17 protein-coding genes are annotated in these 17,202 nt (G+C 70.4%); 14 read left to right on the top strand and 3 right to left on the bottom strand.

Going from position 1 to position 17,202, the window contains the following annotated elements:
• Positions 1–16: 16 nt before the first annotated feature.
• Positions 17–1,633, top strand: a complete 1,617-nt coding sequence (locus ACXVUM_RS03945) for a 4-coumarate--CoA ligase family protein (RefSeq protein ID WP_458520562.1) — start codon at positions 17–19, stop codon at positions 1,631–1,633.
• A gap of 204 nt (positions 1,634–1,837) precedes the next feature.
• Here ACXVUM_RS03945 and ACXVUM_RS03940 read toward each other — a convergent pair whose 3' ends face one another.
• Positions 1,838–3,385, bottom strand: a complete 1,548-nt coding sequence (locus ACXVUM_RS03940) for an MFS transporter (RefSeq protein WP_458520561.1) — start codon at positions 3,383–3,385, stop codon at positions 1,838–1,840.
• 72 nt (positions 3,386–3,457) lie between these two features.
• Between ACXVUM_RS03940 and ACXVUM_RS03935 the strand changes: the two genes are divergently transcribed.
• The 4 genes from ACXVUM_RS03935 (at position 3,458) to ACXVUM_RS03920 (ending at position 6,885) form a co-directional block, all read left to right on the top strand.
• The gene (locus ACXVUM_RS03935; RefSeq protein WP_458520560.1) at positions 3,458–4,225 is read left to right on the top strand and encodes a phosphoglyceromutase; all 768 of its coding nucleotides are present in this window, start codon (positions 3,458–3,460) and stop codon (positions 4,223–4,225) included.
• 48 nt (positions 4,226–4,273) lie between these two features.
• Complete coding sequence (locus tag ACXVUM_RS03930; RefSeq protein ID WP_458520559.1) at positions 4,274–4,573, top strand: GNAT family N-acetyltransferase; 300 nt, start codon at positions 4,274–4,276, stop codon at positions 4,571–4,573.
• Between the two features lie 156 nt (positions 4,574–4,729).
• On the top strand, positions 4,730–6,199 hold the full coding sequence (locus ACXVUM_RS03925) for a sensor histidine kinase (protein WP_458520558.1): 1,470 nt from the start codon (positions 4,730–4,732) through the stop codon (positions 6,197–6,199).
• Positions 6,196–6,885, top strand: a complete 690-nt coding sequence (locus ACXVUM_RS03920) for a winged helix-turn-helix domain-containing protein (protein ID WP_458520557.1) — start codon at positions 6,196–6,198, stop codon at positions 6,883–6,885. Before ACXVUM_RS03925 ends, ACXVUM_RS03920 begins: the two co-directional genes overlap by 4 nt.
• A gap of 68 nt (positions 6,886–6,953) precedes the next feature.
• Here the strand turns inward: ACXVUM_RS03920 and ACXVUM_RS03915 are convergent, their stop codons facing one another.
• On the bottom strand, positions 6,954–7,805 hold the full coding sequence (locus ACXVUM_RS03915) for a hypothetical protein (protein WP_458520556.1): 852 nt from the start codon (positions 7,803–7,805) through the stop codon (positions 6,954–6,956).
• 79 nt (positions 7,806–7,884) lie between these two features.
• Between ACXVUM_RS03915 and ACXVUM_RS03910 the strand changes: the two genes are divergently transcribed.
• From ACXVUM_RS03910 to ACXVUM_RS03870, 9 genes are all read left to right on the top strand, one after another.
• Positions 7,885–8,862, top strand: a complete 978-nt coding sequence (locus ACXVUM_RS03910; protein ID WP_458520555.1) for a Ppx/GppA phosphatase family protein — start codon at positions 7,885–7,887, stop codon at positions 8,860–8,862.
• Positions 8,863–8,931: 69 nt separating this feature from the next.
• Positions 8,932–10,458 (top strand): hypothetical protein, encoded by a 1,527-nt coding sequence (locus ACXVUM_RS03905; protein WP_458520554.1) that lies wholly within the window; start codon positions 8,932–8,934, stop codon positions 10,456–10,458.
• A gap of 24 nt (positions 10,459–10,482) precedes the next feature.
• Positions 10,483–11,367 carry a sugar phosphate isomerase/epimerase family protein gene (locus ACXVUM_RS03900; RefSeq protein WP_458520553.1) on the top strand — a complete coding sequence of 295 codons (885 nt, stop codon included), beginning with the start codon at positions 10,483–10,485 and terminating at the stop codon, positions 11,365–11,367.
• Positions 11,364–12,230, top strand: coding sequence for a thioesterase family protein (locus ACXVUM_RS03895; protein ID WP_458520552.1), 867 nt, complete (start codon positions 11,364–11,366; stop codon positions 12,228–12,230). The genes ACXVUM_RS03900 and ACXVUM_RS03895 overlap by 4 nt, the downstream gene beginning before the upstream one ends.
• Positions 12,227–13,063: a pyrroline-5-carboxylate reductase gene (proC, locus tag ACXVUM_RS03890; RefSeq protein ID WP_458520551.1), complete on the top strand. Its 837-nt coding sequence runs from the start codon at positions 12,227–12,229 to the stop codon at positions 13,061–13,063. The genes ACXVUM_RS03895 and proC overlap by 4 nt, the downstream gene beginning before the upstream one ends.
• 196 nt (positions 13,064–13,259) lie before the next feature.
• Positions 13,260–13,508: a helix-turn-helix domain-containing protein gene (locus ACXVUM_RS03885; RefSeq protein WP_458520550.1), complete on the top strand. Its 249-nt coding sequence runs from the start codon at positions 13,260–13,262 to the stop codon at positions 13,506–13,508.
• Between the two features lie 225 nt (positions 13,509–13,733).
• On the top strand, positions 13,734–13,835 hold the full coding sequence (locus ACXVUM_RS03880; protein ID WP_003402602.1) for a 30S ribosomal protein bS22: 102 nt from the start codon (positions 13,734–13,736) through the stop codon (positions 13,833–13,835).
• Positions 13,836–13,936: 101 nt separating this feature from the next.
• A complete protein-coding gene (locus ACXVUM_RS03875) occupies positions 13,937–14,986 on the top strand; it encodes an NAD-dependent epimerase/dehydratase family protein (RefSeq protein ID WP_458520549.1) in 1,050 nt (349 codons plus the stop codon).
• 109 nt (positions 14,987–15,095) lie between these two features.
• Entirely contained in the window at positions 15,096–16,259 is a 1,164-nt protein-coding gene (locus ACXVUM_RS03870; protein ID WP_458520548.1) for a lysophospholipid acyltransferase family protein, read from the top strand.
• Between the two features lie 57 nt (positions 16,260–16,316).
• Here ACXVUM_RS03870 and ACXVUM_RS03865 read toward each other — a convergent pair whose 3' ends face one another.
• Positions 16,317–17,141: a DUF559 domain-containing protein gene (locus tag ACXVUM_RS03865; RefSeq protein WP_458520547.1), complete on the bottom strand. Its 825-nt coding sequence runs from the start codon at positions 17,139–17,141 to the stop codon at positions 16,317–16,319.
• Between the last annotated feature and the right edge of the window lie 61 nt (positions 17,142–17,202).

The raw sequence follows: 17,202 nt of genomic DNA, 5'->3' as shown, positions 1-17,202 counted from the left end.
TGTTAGTGTTTGCCCCATGACCTTCGCCAGTCCGCATCCTGACGTCACGATTCCCGAGTCCAGCGTCTACGACTACCTCTTCGGTGGCATCGACGACGCCGACCTCGACCGGCCCGCACTGGTCGACACCAAGCCCGAGGTCGCGACGACGTCGTATCGCGAGCTGATCGGCCGGATCGACGCCTTCGCCGGGGCACTCGCCGCCCGGGGCATCGCCGTCGGCGACGTCGTCGGGCTGCTGTCGCCGAACTCGTCGGCGTTCGCGATCGCGTTCCACGGCATCCTGCGGGCCGGCGCCACGGCCACCACGATCAACGCGCTGTTCACCCCGAACGACATCGCCAAGCAGCTCACCGACGCGAAGGCCACCATGCTGGTGACCGTGAGCGTGCTCGCCGAGGGGGCGAAGGCCGCCGCCGAGCAGCTCGGGCTGGCCGCAGACCACGTGATCGTCCTCGACGGTGAGGGGGAGGCGGCGACCGGACACCCGAACGCCGCGGATCTCCTGGGCGCGAACGCCCCGGCTCCCGACGTCTCGTTCGACCCGGCGACGCACATCGCGGTGCTGCCGTACAGCTCGGGCACCACGGCGAATCCCAAGGGTGTCATGCTGACCCACCGCAACCTGGTGGCGAACGTCTGTCAGATCCGGCCGCTGCAGGGGATGGCCGCGGACGACAAGATCCTCGCGGTGCTGCCGTTCTTCCACATCTACGGGATGACCGTGCTGCTGAACGCCGCGCTGCACGCCCGCGCGAGCCTCGTCATCATGCCGCGGTTCGACCTGCCGGAGTTCCTCGACAACATCGCCACCCAGAAGTGCACCTACGGGTTCATCGCCCCGCCGGTCGCCGTCGCGCTGGCCAAGCACCCGCTCGTCGAGAAGTACGACCTGTCGTCGCTGCACACGGTGATGTCCGGTGCCGCACCCCTCGACGCCGAGCTCGGGCACGCCGTCGAGAAGCGCATCGGCTGCCGGATGGTGCAGGGCTACGGCATGAGCGAACTGAGCCCGGTCAGCCACGTCATCCCCTTCGACGGCGGCTCGGCCATCGCCGGCCACGACGCCGAGCTGAGCTCGTCGGGCTGGACGGTCCCGAACGCGGTCAGCAAGCTGGTCGATCCCGCGACCGGTGAGGAGATCGAACTGCCGACCGAGGGTCTCAGCGAGACCGGCGAACTGTGGTTCAAGGGTCCCAACGTCATGAAGGGCTACCTGAACAACGACGCGGCGACCGCGGAGACCATCGACGCCGACGGGTTCCTCCACACCGGCGACCTCGCACAGGTCGACCCGACGGGCTGCGTCTACATCGTCGACCGGCTCAAGGAGCTCATCAAGTACAAGGGCTACCAGGTGCCGCCGGCCGAACTGGAGGCGCTGCTCCTCAGCAACCCCGACATCGCCGATGCCGCGGTGATCGGTGTGACCGACGCCGAGTCGGGCGAGGAGGTGCCGAAGGCGTTCGTCGTACGGCAGGGCGATTCGCAGATCACCGCGGACGAGGTCATGGCCTTCGTCGCCGACAAGGTGGCCCCGTACAAGAAGGTCCGTCAGGTCGAGTTCATCGACGCGGTGCCGAAGTCGACCGCCGGGAAGATCCTCCGCAAGGACCTACGCGCCTCGTCGTGACCCGCACGGGCGGGTGTCGGCCCGCTCGGCGGTGAGTTTTGGCCCGCTCGGCGGTGAGTTTTGGCCCGCTCGGCGGTGAGTTTTGGCCCGCTCGGCGGTGATCTTCTGCCCGCTCGGCGGCGTGTCGGGCTGACCCCGCCGAGTGGGCGGAAACACCACGCCGAGTGGGCGGAAACACCCCGCCGAGTGGGCGGAACACCTCCGTCAGCGGCGGCCGACGGGTGCGCGGGCGGGGGTCCCGTCGACGCGGAGTTCGCCCTCGAGGATCTCCTCGGCCACCGACTCGTCGGGGCGGTCCTTGTTCTCGGGCAGGTCGACCGGCTGACGTCCCGGAAGGTTCTTCGTGGCGTCGCCCGGGATGAGCAGGATCAGCGCGGCGGCGACGAGCGTCGCGATCGCGCCGACGATGAACACCATCTGGAACGCCGACCGGTCGGGGACCGTCGCCGAGCCGATGTTGATGGTCGAACTGGCCAGGATCGTCGCGAGCAGTGCCGACGCGATCGCGGTGCCGACGGACCGCATGAGTGAGTTCAGTCCGTTCGCCGACGCCGTCTCGGACAGCGGCACCGCGGACATGATCAGCGACGGCATCGCGGAGTAGGCGATCCCGACCCCGGAGCTGGTGACGATGACCGCCATCGCGACCTCCCACGGGGCGGCGGCGAACACGATGGCGAGCGCGTACCCGAGGCCGATGACGACGGTCCCGATGAGCAACGTGAACTTCGGGCCGATGGTGACGTTCAGGCGCGCCGAGACCGGCGACAGGAACATCATCATCAGTCCGCCGGGGGCCATCCACAGGCCGGCCTCGATGATGCTGCGGCCCATGCCGTAGTCGAGGACGCCGGGGATGTGGGGGAGCTGCAGCAGCTGCGGAGCCGCGAGGCTGATGCCCATCAGGGCGAAACCGATGACGACGGAGACGATGTTCGTCAGCGCCACCCGCGGGATGATCGAGGTCCGGATGTTGACCATCGGCGAGCTGGTGCGCAGCTCGTAGACCACCCAGGCGGCCAGGACGACGAGCCCGGCCACCACCAGGCCGAGCGTGAGCCCGCTGGTCCAGCCCCACGACCGCCCCTTGCTCAGCGCCAGCAGCAGGCAGACCAGTCCGATGGTGAGCCCGACCGCGCCGACGCCGTCGAACGTCCCGCCCGACCGGGCGGGCGACTCCCGCACCATCGTCAGGACCAGGAGGAAGACGACGGCACCGAGCGCCGCCGACGTCCAGAACAGGACGTGCCAGCTGAAGTTCTGCGAGATCCACGCCGCGATGGGCAGCCCGATCGCACCACCGACGCCGAGGGTCGCGCTCATCGTCGCGATGGCGCCGGCGATCCGGTTCGGCGGCAGCTCGTCGCGCAGCAGGCTGATGCCGACGGGGATGACGCCCATCGCCATGCCCTGCAGGCCGCGGCCGACGATGACCGGGATGAGCGAGTCGAACGTCGCGCTGACGACCGACCCGATCACCATCAGCCCGATGCTCGCCAGGATCACCGACCGCTTGCCGAACATGTCGGCGATGCGTCCCGCGATCGGCATGACGACCGCGGCCGCCAGCAGCGTGGCGGTGATGACCCACGACGCGTTGTCGGCCGAGGTGTGCAGATAGCTCGGCAGCAGCCCGACGATCGGGACCACCAACGTCTGCATGTACGAGGCGAGCAGGCCGCCGAAGCACAGCACCGCGATGAGAACGCTCGGTGACGGTGACGTGGTGGGCTGGAGCCGGATGGTACTCATTACTTGCATGATGCACGTAATGGCGCAATGCAAGCAATTCGGACGTACGTGACGTGTGAAACACTGTCTCGCATGGCAACCGGCACGTTGATCCTCATGCGCCACGGCGAGAGCGAGTGGAACGAGTCCAATCAGTTCACCGGTTGGGTGGACGTCGCGTTGACCGACAAGGGTCGGGCGGAGGCGAAGCGGGCCGGCGAGCTCCTCGTCGAACACGACCTTCTGCCCGACGTCCTGTACACCTCGCTGCTGCGGCGCGCGATCGCGACCGCGCAGATCGCGCTCGACGTCGCCGATCGCCACTGGATCCCGGTGACCCGCGACTGGCGCATCAACGAACGCCACTACGGCGCGCTGCAGGGCCTCGACAAGGCGGCCACCAAGGAGAAGTTCGGCGACGAGCAGTTCATGCTGTGGCGTCGCAGCTACGACACCCCGCCGCCCCCCATCGAGAAGGACGCCGAGTACAGCCAGGTCGGCGACCCGCGCTACGCCGACCTCGACGCGGTCCCGCTGACCGAGTGCCTCAAGGACGTCGTCGCGCGGATGATCCCGTACTTCACCGACGTCATCGCCGCGGACCTGCGGGCGGGCAAGACCGTGCTGATCGCCGCCCACGGCAACTCGCTGCGCGCGTTGGTCAAGTACCTCGAGGAGATATCCGACGACGACATCGCCGGGCTGAACATCCCCACGGGCAACCCGCTGCGCTACGACCTCGACGAGAACCTGAAGCCGCTCCGCAAGGGCGAGTACCTCGATCCCGAGGCCGCCGCCGCCGGGGCCGCGGCCGTCGCCGCGCAGGGGTCCGCGCCGAACCCGTCCGCAGCGGCCGAGTAGCCCCCTCGACTCCCTGTCGCGACCGGGGGAGCGGCGCTATCCTGGTGTATGGCCGATGTCACAGCTATTGCACGCGTGGTTCATTCGCTCTCACAGGAGAGATACGAGGCGTTCCTCGACGATGAACTGGTCGGCTTCCTGGACTATCAACCCCGTGACGACCAGGTGGTGATCACCCACACCGTGGTCTTCGATCGCCATGCGCACCACGGGATCGGGGCCCAGCTGGTCCGGCACGTCCTCGACGACGTCGCGCAGAGTGGCCGCAAAGTTGTGCCGGTGTGTTCGTTCGTGCAGCGTTTCATCGCGGACAACCCCGCCTACGCGGCGATGGTGGTCGACGCCTGAGGCCCGTATCCGCGCCGCAAGGGTGCGGCGGACGAAATCCGGGTGAACAGCGTCCCAACTGGGCACACCCGGCTTGTTACGGATGACCCGACTCGTCCATCCTGTCGGGGTGTCCGCTCGTCCCACCCATTCCGCCGATGCCGTCGCGTGGACCCCGTGAGCACCGCCCTCGCGGTCGTCGTCCCGGTCGCGGTGCTGCTGATCGGGGCGGCCGCGATCGTCGGGTGGACCCTCGGGCGGCGTCGGTCCTCGGCGGACTCGCGACGGGCCGCGGCCCTGCGGGCGGCCTCGAATCTCGGACCCGCGGCCCCGCGTCCCGATGACGTCGACGGGCCCGCGTCGGCGCATGCCTCCTCCGCCCGACCGGAGGTCCTGCTGGTCCGTGGCACCGAGACCGTCGACGGTCGGATGTCGAAGGCCGCCCTGCTCGCGCTGATCGTGCAGAGCGCCGACATCGGTGTCGCCGTCGTCGACGAGCACCGTGACGTGGTCCTGTTCAACAAGCGGGCGTCGGCGTTGGGGCTGGTCGCGTCCGGACTCCTCGACGACGAGGTCTGGCGCGCGGCGTCGGGGGTCCTGGCCTCCGGCGAGGACTGCGACGTCGAGTTGGTGCCGTCCCCGCCGGTCAACGGCTTCGTCTCCACCGCGCGCGCGATCGTGCCCCCGGTCGCGGTGCGCTGCCTCATCCGACTCGTCACCGACGGAACCGAGCGGTACGCCGTCGTCTACGGCACCGACGACTCCGACAACATGCGCCTCGAGGCCACTCGCCGCGACTTCGTCGCGAACGTCTCCCACGAGCTCAAGACGCCGGTCGGGGCGATCGGGCTGCTCACCGAGGCGCTGTTGGAGTCGCAGGACGACCCGGAGGCCGTCCGGCACTTCGGTGAGCGGGTCATCACCGAGTCGGTCCGCATGGGCAACATGGTCAACGAGCTGATCGCGTTGTCCCGGCTGCAGGGCGCGGAGAAATTGCACGACATCGACGACGTCTCCGTCGACGAACTGATCGACGAGGCCGTGCACCGCGCGCAGGTCGGCGCCGAGGCCGCCGGCATCACGCTCGACTCCGATCCCGCGAGCGGCCTGTTCGTCCGCGGCGACCGCACACTGTTGCTGACCGCGCTCAACAACCTCATCGCCAACGCGATCGCCTACTCGCCGCCGAACACCCGCGTCTCGGTGAGCCGCCGCGTCATCACCGACCGGCCCGTCGTGCCGGCCGTCCCGGATGCGACCACCGCGCCCACCGACCGACCGATGGTCGCGATCGCCGTCACCGACCGCGGCATCGGCATCGCACCACGGGATCAGCAGCGGGTGTTCGAGCGCTTCTTCCGCGTCGACAAGGCGCGTTCGCGGGCGACCGGCGGCACCGGGCTGGGGTTGGCGATCGTCAAGCACGTCGCCGCCAACCACGACGGCGCCATCACCCTGTGGAGTCGACCGGGCACCGGGTCGACGTTCACCCTGGCGATCCCGCAGTCGCGCGTCGTCGCCGACACCGACGGCCGGAGCGCCCCGCCCGCCGGGCGCGGGCACCGATCCACCCCCGCACGCACCACCCACACGCCCCGGACGAACCCGGATCCCCGGGTTCTCGAGACGAAGGAAATCAACCGGTGACGCACGTCCTGATCGTCGAAGACGAGGAATCCCTCGCCGACCCGCTGGCCTTCCTCCTCCGCAAGGAGGGGTTCGAGACCACCGTCGTCAACGACGGCACCCGCGCGCTGAGCGAGTTCGACCGCGTCGCACCCGACATCGTCCTGCTCGACCTGATGTTGCCCGGCGCGTCGGGCACCGAGGTGTGCAAGGCGCTGCGGACGAAGTCGAGCGTGCCGGTCATCATGGTGACCGCCCGCGACAGCGAGATCGACAAGGTCGTCGGGCTCGAGCTCGGCGCCGACGACTACGTCACGAAGCCGTACTCCGCGCGCGAGCTCATCGCGCGCATCCGCGCGGTGCTGCGGCGCGGGATCGACACCGCCGACGAGGTGCTCGACGACGGCGGCATGCTCGAGGCCGGTCCGGTGTCGATGGACGTCGACCGGCACACCGTGTCGGTGCGGGGAGCGTCGGTGACGTTGCCGCTCAAGGAGTTCGACCTCCTCGAGTACTTGCTGCGCAACGCCGGTCGCGTGCTCACCCGCGGCCAGCTGATCGACCGGGTGTGGGGCGCCGACTACGTCGGTGACACCAAGACCCTCGACGTCCACGTCAAGCGCCTGCGATCGAAGATCGAGGAGGACCCGGGCAACCCGAAGCACCTCGTCACCGTGCGCGGCCTGGGCTACAAGCTGGAGTTCTGAGCCTCGGGACTCGGGCACAGCCGGTGCAGTTCTTCCCGCTCAGCGGGAAGAACTGCATCGGATGACGTCTACTCCGGCGCGAGTTCGGAGTACTTGATGTCGGTCTCCCGGCGGCCGGTCGCAGCGGCGGTCGCGGGGTGGACCGCGACGATGCCCAGTCCGGCGCGGCGTCGGCAGATGCGGGCGAGTTCCTCGTAGGCGTCGGCACCGATCAGCTCGGTGAGCTCGGGGGCGTACGACTTCCACACCGGCTCGGCGCCGACGTGCGCCTCCGGCGACCCCGAGCAGTACCACTTCAGGTCGTGACCGCCCTCGCCCCACCCTCGGCGGTCGTACTCGGTGATCGTCGTCTTCAGGATCTGGGTGCCGTCGGGACGGTCTACCCAGTCCTGCTCGCGACGGACCGGCAGCTGCCAACACACGTCGGGCTTCACGGTCAGCGGCTCGAGGCCCTTCCGGAGCGCCATCCCGTGCAACGCGCAGCCGACGCCGCCGGCGAACCCGGGCCGGTTGAGGAAGATGCACGCGCCCTTGTGGACCCGGGTCTTGAGGGCAGGCTCGTCCTCGAGTTCACCCTCCTCGAGGTATCCGCGCTTGCCCAACGGGTCCTTGCCCGAGCCCTTGGCGTGGAACTGCCAGTCCTCGGCGGTCAGCATCGACATCCCGCGTTCGAGCCGCTCGCGGTCGTCGGCGTCGGACAGATAGGCCCCGTGGTTGCAGCACCCGTCGTCGGGGCGGCCCTCGATGATCCCGTGGCACGCCGGCGTGCCGAACACACACGTCCAGTGCGACAGGAGCCACGTCAGGTCCGCGCTGACGAGGTGTTCGGGGTCTGCGGGATCGAAGAACTCGACCCACTCCCGCGGGAAGTCGAGCGGGACCTCGGGCACGGGGTCCGGTCGTTCATCACGTGCCTGCACCCGGGCAACGCTAGTCGCCACGGGCGGGGTCGGCGTCGCCCTGCCCGCGACGGGAAGTGCGACGCAGTAGGTTGTCCCCGTGCGACTGGGAGTTCTCGACGTGGGCAGCAACACCGTCCACCTGCTGGTGGTCGATGCTCATCGTGGTGGACACCCCACGCCGATGAGCTCGACCAAGTCGACGCTGCGTCTGGCCGAACAGATCGGCGCGTCGGGTGAGCTTTCGTCGTCCGGGGCGGCCGCGCTCACCGAGGCCGTCGAGGAGTTCACCACCATCGCCCGCAGCAGTGGCTGTGAGCAGGTCATGGCGTTCGCGACGTCGGCGGTGCGCGACGCGACCAACTGTGACGCGGTCCTCGACGCCGTCGCCGACAGCACCGGTGTCCGCGTCCAGGTGCTCTCGGGTACCGACGAGGCCCGGCTGACCTCGCTCGCCGTGCGCCGCTGGTATGGCTGGAGCGCCGGGCGGATCCTCGCCCTCGACATCGGCGGCGGGTCGCTGGAGCTGAGCAACGGGGTCGACGAGGATCCCGACGTCGCGGTGTCGCTCCCGCTGGGTGCCGGACGGTTGACCCGCGAGTGGCTGTCGGAGGACCCGCCGGGCAAGCGACGGGTGGCCGTGCTGCGCGACTGGCTCGACGCCGAACTCGCCGACACCGCCAAGGCAATGGCCGACGTCGGCAGCCCCGACCTCGCGGTCGGTACGTCCAAGACGTTCCGGTCGTTGGCCCGCCTCACCGGCGCGGCCCCGTCGAGCGCCGGACCGCGCGTGAAGCGCACGCTGACCAGCAGTGGGCTGCGTCAGCTCATCGCGTTCATCTCGCGGATGTCGACCCCCGACCGCGCCGAGCTCGAAGGGGTCAGCGAGGACCGCGCCGGCCAGCTCGTCGCGGGTGCCCTGGTGGCCGAGGCGTCGATGCGGGCGATGGGTGTCGATACCCTGGAGATCTGTCCGTGGGCCCTGCGGGAGGGTGTCATCCTGCGACGGCTCGACGCCGAGCCCACCGCGACCGACGCGCTGCTGGCGCCGCGGCCGTCGGTGCCCAGCCGGGGCTAGCGACACCGGCGGGCACGAGCGAACCGGCGACGCCGGCGTGCACACGAATCACCCGACGAGAGGACACCGATGGCGAGAGAACCCGACCCGGAATCGCGGCCGATCTCGGTCGCGGAGATCCTCGCGCGCCGAGCGGCCGAGGATGCCGCCGGTGATCCACCGTCTGCGGGTGACGCCTCTGCGAACTCCGCGCCGACGGGTCGTCGTCGGCGCGGGTCGGAGGGGTCGGTGTCGGTGGCCGAGCTGACCGGTGAGATCCCGCGCATCCGGGGCGGTGCCCATTCCGGGTCGTTCCGCGCCATCGACCGCGACGAGGTCGAGGCCCCCGCCCCGGCCCCGGAGGAGGCGCGCGTCGGCCGCAGGCGCCGGGCCGAGCCCGTCGAGGACGAGGCACCTGCCGACGTCCGCCCCGTCGGCGTCGGTGACGAGCTGAGCGATGCCGCGCCGTCCACCGACCACCTCGCCGCCGCGTCCGCGTTCGTCCCGGATGAGCCCCACGTCCCGGAGCCGCCCGCCCGCTCGCCGTTCCCGCGGTCCGATCGGCCGACGGCGCCCGGCCACGACGGCCACTTCCCGCGGTCGGGGGAGCCACGGCCGACCTGGGGTGACGACGCCGGCGCATGGTCGCGCCCGGCCGGTCCGGATACCCCACCGGCGACGCGCGACCTGAACAGCGCCGACGTCCGCGACCGGTTCACGCGGTCGCGCCCCGAGGTGTCGGACGACGCCGACACCACCGGCGACGAGCGCGCCGACGAGGTCACCGGCATCATCCCGCGGTTCGGTGCGCCGCATGATCCCGACGGTCACGACCCCGACGACCTCGCGGGCATGACGCAGGAGGAGCGCGACCGCGCGTTCGAGAGCTACCGGAACTTCGACGACGTCGACGTCGACGAGGAGACGCCGCGGCGTCGGCGTGGACTGTTCGGCGCGCTGCGTCGTCCGCGCCCGGACAGCGACACCGAGGCGACGGCCGTGCCCGACGACGACGTCACCATGGCTCACACAAACCTGCTCGCGGGGGGCGCCGACGACCGGCTCGAGGCCCCTGACGACACCCCCACCGAGCTGACCGACGTCGCGCAGCCGGAGTGGGGAGCGCGCGCCTGGTCCGACACCGCGGACGTCGACGACGAGCCCGAGCGCGCCTCCGAGGCGCCGTGGACGACCCGGTTCGCCGCGGACCCAACCCCCGACACCGGTGTCGTCGACCTCGACAAGGCACAGGGCGACGTCCGCCCGGCCTGGCGTGGCGCGGACAGCCCGCGTGCCGACGACGACGCCACCCCGGACACCGACCGCGACACCGACCACGACACCGCCGAGCCCTCGGCCGGCCGCCAGTGGGCGATGCTCGGCCTGCAGATCGTGCTCGGACTCCTCGTCGGTGTCGGGCTGTTCCTCGGCTTCACCGAGCTGTGGCGGTGGAACGTCTACTTCGCGCTGGTCCTGGCGATCGTCGTGGTCTTCGGGCTTGTGACGTTCGTGCACGTCGTCCGGCGGAGTTCGGATCTCCTGTCGACGCTGATCGCGCTGGCCGTGGGACTGATCGTCACCCTCGGGCCGCTGGCGCTGCTCGCGTCGGGCAGCTGACGTGCGCATCGGGGGAGTCCGCCGATGAGGGTCGACATCCCTGTCGGCCTGTCCACCGCATCGGTCTACCCGCAGAACACCGAGGCGGCGTTCCAGTACGCGAACGAACTCGGCTTCGACGGCGTCGAGCTGATGGTGTGGGGTGAGGCGGTCAGCCAGGACATCGACCACGTCGCCTACCTGTCGGACCGGTACGCCGTCCCGGTGCTCAGCGTCCACGCCCCGTGCCTGCTGATCTCGCAGCGCGTCTGGGGGCGTGACCCGATCGCGAAGCTCGCCCGGTCGGTCGACGCCGCCGCGCAGCTCGGTGCGGCCACCGTCGTCGTGCACCCGCCGTTCCGGTGGCAGCGGCGCTACGTGAAGGCGTTCGCGGAGACGGTCGCCGAACTCGAGGAGAGCGGCGTGGCCGTCGCGGTGGAGAACATGTTCCCCATGCGCGCCGACCGCGTGTTCGGCAAGTACACCGAGGCGGCCGAACGCATGTCCCGTCGCGGCGGTCCGGGGCCGGCGGTGTCGGCGTTCGGCACGTCCATCGACCCCACCGACGACGGGTTCCGGCACTACACGCTGGACCTGTCGCACACGGCGACCGCCGGGCACGACGCGCTGGCGATGCTGGAGCGGATGGGCTCGGGACTGAACCACCTGCACCTCACCGACGGTGTCGGCGCGGCGGTCGACGAACACCTGGTGCCCGGCGACGGGACCCAGCCGTGTGTGGAGGTCTGCCGACGCCTCGCCGAGAGCGACTTCGACGGCGCCGTCGTCCTGGAGGTCTCCACCGGGTCGGCACGCACCAAACCCGAGCGGGCGGAGATCCTCGCCCGCTCCCTGGCCTTCGCCCGCGAGCACCTGGCCCGCGAACACCTCGCCCGCGACCCCGCGCCGACCGGAAGGGACCGCCCGTGACCGTCTCCGTGGCCGACCTCGGCCGACTGGACCGGCACCCCGACGGCGGATCGGCCGACATCGTGCGGTTCTCCACCACCGTCGACCCCGTCTTCACCATCGGCCCGAAGGTGCACGGCGGTGCGCTGCAGGCCGTCTCCGCCCACGCCGCCGTCGCGGCGTGCGGTCGCGACGACCTGATCCCGGTCGCCATCTCGAGCGACTACCTGCGGGCGCCCGAACCGCGCGACGTCGACGTCGTCGCGACCGTCGTCAAACGCGGCCGACGGGTGTCGCTGGTCGACGTGGTGGTCGGCCAGGACGGACGCGACGCCGTGCGGTCCGTCATCACCCTCGCGGCGCCCGATCACGGCACGCCCCGGCACTCCGAGGTGCCCGACGTCCTCGCGTCGATGCCCGTCGACCCGCCCGCCGACGGCGCACCGGTCCAGGGCTCCCCGGTGGCCGACATCGTGCACCTCGCCGCGGCGATCGACATGATCTACGACCGCTCGTCGGTACCGGTGATGAGCGGCGCGACCGGCGCCCCCGAGACCCGGTTCTGGGCACGGCCGATCGGTGGCGAGACCGACGGGTTCTTCGCCGTCCTGTGCGGCGACCTGTCGATGCCGGTCGTGATGAACCTCGGCATCTTCGGCTGGGCGCCCACCCTGCAGATGACGACGTACCTGCGTCGTCGGCCCGCACCGGGATGGTTGCGGGGGCGGGTCACCTCCGCCGAGATCGGTCAGGGATGGTTCGAGGAGGACCACCTCGTCATCGACAGCACCGGCGCGGTGGTCGCCCAGTCGCGACAACTCGCCCTCGTGCCGGAGGCGCCTGGGGAAGGCGCGCCGGCGGCACCTCGGAAAGGACACGCATGACCACACGGGTCGCCATCATCGGCGGCGGCAAGATCGGTGAGGCACTGCTCTCGGGACTGGTCCGGTCGGGCCGACCGACGCGGGACCTCGTCGTCGCCGAGAAGAACGCCGGGCGGGCGAGCGAGCTGACGGAGGACTACGGCGTCCGCGTCACCGACATCGCCGACGCCGTCGAGGGCGCGGCGATCGTGGTCCTCGCGATCAAGCCCGCCGACGTCGACGGCGTGCTGGGGATCATCTCCGGCGTCGAGGACAGCGGTGAGACGGAACGGCTGACCGTGAGCCTCGTCGCCGGGTTGCCGACGCGGCACTACGAGGACGCCCTGCCCGCGGGTGCGCCCGTGGTGCGGGTCATGCCGAACACGCCGATGCTCGTGGGTGAGGCGATGTCCGCGATCACCGGCGGTCGCTACGCCACCGACGAACACGTCGGGACGGTCGCGTCGCTGCTCGAGTCGGTCGGCAAGGTCATCGTCGTCGCCGAGAAGCAGATGGACGCCATCACCGCCGTGTCCGGTTCCGGACCCGCCTACGCGTTCCTGATGGCCGAGGCGATGATCGACGCCGGCGTCGGACTGGGACTGACCCGGGCGACGGCGACGCTGCTCGCCGCGCAGACCATCCGCGGCGCGGGTGTGCTGCTCACCGACTCGGGGTTGTCGCCGGTGGACCTGCGGGCCGCGGTGACCTCACCGGCGGGGACGACCGCCGAGGCCATCCGCGAGCTGGAGTCGCACGGGTTCCGACACGCCTTCTACGACGCGTTGCGCGCGAACGCGGCGGCGAGCGCCGCCCTGCGGATGCCCGCCCCGAACGGCGACAACGAGGGCTGACCAGCCGCGGAGCCCGGGTGGACGGCTCCCGCGTCACAGATATCGGCCAGATGACCGAGAAATATCGAAAAGGTCACCCACTCACGTCGCAACTTTCCCATGCGCCACGCTAAGCTGCCCTGAGCACGTGCGTGTCTGGTGTCCGCGGGAGGGGAAGCCCGCGGCCGCGACGCGTGCACCGGAGGTCGAAAATTCAATGGCGCCTGCAAACACGCCTGGCGACCGACCCAGCGCCCCCGGCGCAGGGCCGTCGAACAGTGCCGGTTCGGGTACGCAGTTCCTCACGGTCGCGGAGGTCGCGGCCCTCATGCGCGTGTCGAAGATGACCGTGTATCGCCTGGTGCACAACGGTGAGCTCCCTGCCGTGCGGGTGGGCCGGTCGTTCCGGGTCCACGCCAAGGCCGTCCACGACTACCTGGAGAACTCCTACTTCGACGTGGGGTGATCGTCCCCCTCGGACGGGACCACCGCGTCCCGGGCGACCTGCGGCGACACCCGGCCCCACCATGGGCTGATTTCGTCCGTCCCACGCCCCCGGAGTACCCTGGACCCCTGTTGCGCTCGCCGGTCCGGCGCGCGCCCGCCCGGGTTCGGGTGGGCCGCATGCCGACGCCGTGAGTCCGACGAGCCGAGTACCACCAATCGCCCGGTAGAGAACGTGAGGTGCCCCATGGGGTCAGTGATCAAAAAGCGCCGCAAGCGCATGTCGAAGAAGAAGCACCGCAAGCTTCTCCGCCGCACCCGCGTGCAGCGTCGCAAGCTCGGCAAGTGATGCATGTGTCGGCGGGCCCGCCCGACCGGCACACTCCACGACCACCCTCCGACCCGTCGCATGCGCGGCGGGTCGGAGTGCGTTGCGGCTAGCCTGACGCCATGAGCGACGCTCCCGCCTCACCCTCGGTCGTGCTCGTCACCGGGGCCTCGACGTTCCTGGGCGGGTATCTGACCACCCGACTGGCGCAGAACCCCGCCATCGAGCGGGTCATCACCGTCGACTCCCGCGTCCCCAGCAAGGACATGATGCGACGGATGGGCCGCGCCGAGTTCGTCCGCGCCGACATCCGTCGCCCCACCATCGGACGCATCATCGACGCCGCCGGCGTCGACACCGTCGTGCACGCGGCGACCTCGGTGATGGACACCGTCGGCCACACGCCGGCCATCAAGGAACTCACGGTGATCGGCGCGATGCAGGTGTGCGCCGCCTGCCAGCGGGCGCCGTCGGTCAAACGGGTCATCGTGCGGTCGTCGGGCATGGTCTACGGCGCCAGCGCGGCGGATCCCGCGCACTTCTCCGAACAGACCCGCGCCCGGGAGGAGCCGACCACCGGCTACGCCCGCGATCTCCTCGACGTGGAGTCGTACGCACGCGGCCTGTCGCGGCGACGGCAGGACATCGCGGTGACGATCCTGCGGCCCACCGCCATCCTCGGTCCGCAGATCTCGACGCGGATGAGCAACTACTTCTCGTCGCCGATCATCCCGGTGGTGCTCGGCTACCAGCCGCGCCTGCAGTTCCTGCACGAGGAGGACGCACTCGCGGCGATCGAGCACGCGACGCTGCTCGGTCGGGCGGGCACGTTCAACCTCGCCGCGGACGGCGTCGTCACCCTCGCCCAGGCCATCCGCCGGGCGGGACGCATCGAGCTGCCCGTCCCCGCGAACCTCATGGGCACGGTGGCCGGTGTGTTCCGCAACATGGGCATCAACACCCTGCACGGCGACCAGGCCGGCTACCTGACCTACGGACGTGTCCTCGACACCACACGCATGCGCGCCGAGCTGGGGTTCGCGCCCCGGCGGACGAGTCTGGAGACCCTCGACGACTTCATCGCGCGCAAGCCGCTCGAGCCCGTCGTCTCCGCGGCCGCGTGGCATCGCCTCGAGCAGCGCATCGTCGACACCGCCCGGGCGTTGGCCTGAGGTGACGGTGGGCGCGCGTGATTGAGCACGACGCGGCTTTACCTCCTACACTGAACGCGCACGTGTACGGGGGCGGAGAACGGCGGGGGACGATGGTGTCGGCAGGGGTGTGACCGTGGCAAAGAGCAACAACGCACCGGACTCACGCACCGCGAAGGTCATCCAGCTCTACGCGTCGCCGCCGGCCTCGCCGACGGATGCGGGGCGCCGTCGGCATCCCTCGCAGCAACGCTCGGCACCTGCCCCCTCGCGACGCACCACCCCGCGGCCCGTGACGCCGTCGGAGGGTTCTCTCGGGCATCCGAACACCGACGGCTTCGGCGACGCCGACGTCACCCCCATCAGCGCCGACGTCGTCCCCCGGATCGACGAGTCGGGCCTCCCCGTCCAGCGGACGGGCAGCCCGCTGTTCAGTCTCGGCGGCATCCGGTCGGCCGTCGCCGACTCCGTCGTCTCGAGCGCCGGGTATCTCCGCGAGCGGCTCACCGGCGACTACGAGATCGACGACTTCGGCTTCGACCGCCACTTCACCGAGAACGTCTTCCTGCCCGCCATGCGGGTGCTGTTCGACAAGTGGTTCCGCGTCGAGGTCACCGGTGTGGAGAACCTCCCCGACGACGGCGGTGCGCTGCTCGTCGCCAACCATGCGGGGACCGTTCCCGTCGACGCGCTCATGCTGTCGGTCGCCGTGCACGACCACCATCCGCGGGAGCGGTTCCTGCGGATGCTCGCCGCGGACCTCGCGCTGGAGTCGCCGTTCGTCGGGGCGCTCGCGCGTCGCACCGGGTCGACGCTGGCGTGCACCGCCGACGCCGAGCGGCTGCTGCGGTCGGGTGAGATGACCGCCGTCTGGCCCGAGGGGTTCAAGGGTGTCGGCAAGCTGTACCGCGATCGCTACAAGCTGCAGCGGTTCGGACGCGGCGGGTTCGTCACCACCGCCCTGCGCACCGCGGTGCCGATCGTGCCGGTCTCGATCGTCGGGTCGGAGGAGATCTACCCGATGCTCAGCGACCTCAAGCCGCTGGCCCGGGTCCTGGGGTTGCCCTACCTGCCCGTCACCCCGACCTTCCCGCTCCTCGGTCCGCTCGGACTGGTCCCGCTGCCCGCGAAGTGGCACATCCACTTCGGCAAGCCCATCGAGACCAACCGCTACGACGAGCAGGCCGCCGACGACCCCATGGTCGTCTTCGACCTCACCGACCACGTGCGCGAGGAGATCCAACAGACCCTCTACCGCATGCTCAGCCGCCGCGGTTCGGTCTATTTCGGCTGATCGGTCCACAACCGACGCGAATACGGTCCGCCGTGTGCACTGTGCACGCGGCAGACCTCATCCGTGCTGGTTGCGGCGTGGCCATCGGTGACGACGCGCCCGCACCATCTCCACGATGAGTTCCTCGGTCCGCTCCCACCTGTCGACGACGTCGGCGTAGGTGAGGCGCAAGGTGATGTACCCCAGACGGGCGGCCTCGCGATCACGTCTCCGATCCTCGGTGAACCTCTCGATCCCGGAGTGATAGCGCTCGCCGTCGGTCTCGATGATCAGTCTGTCCCCCACGACGAGGTCGACACATCCGACGTCGCGTATGACGACCTGGGTCCGGACCGGGATGTTCCGGGCGCGGAGACGTAGGCGCACCATCGTCTCCGTCCCGGATTGTGACGCACCGTCGCATCGGTCGAGCAGCGATCGGACGCGTACGGGCGCATCGCGCAGGATCGCCCGGAGGTCGTCGACGGTGAAGTGTCCCCGTTCCACGATCGAGTCGCACACGACGATCAACCCTTCGCCATCGAGACAGCGCGCCGCGTGCCGGAGCGCGATCGGGATCTCGTCGACCGGGCCGATCACCGATTCGGGTCTGCCGTGCTGTGAGCAGAACACTCCGGTGCGATCGCGGCTCACGCCCGCCCGGGCGTGGACGTCGTCAGAGCGACCCGGCACCCAGATCCCCCTGAAGCGCAGAGCCGACACACAACTCAGCACGCCGCCCCGGCGCACTGCCTCGACGACACGCTGGTCGGCAGCAGGCGTGGCGTACCACCCCCGACGGAGCCGGATCAGGGTTCCCGCCGCCACCGCTCGCCGCACGCCGGCCTGAGTTTCTCCCCGGCCCACCAACGTCTTCCATGTGTGCACCCCCACGTCCTGCATGTGGGACAGCGTGGGATCGAGTCGCGACGAATCGGCTGTGCCGGACGGAGTTGTCCACAGA

Source organism: Williamsia sp. SKLECPSW1 (genome assembly GCF_054332755.1).
Note: the sequence above shows the minus strand (reverse complement) of the source record. Positions and strands in the feature narration are given on the sequence as shown.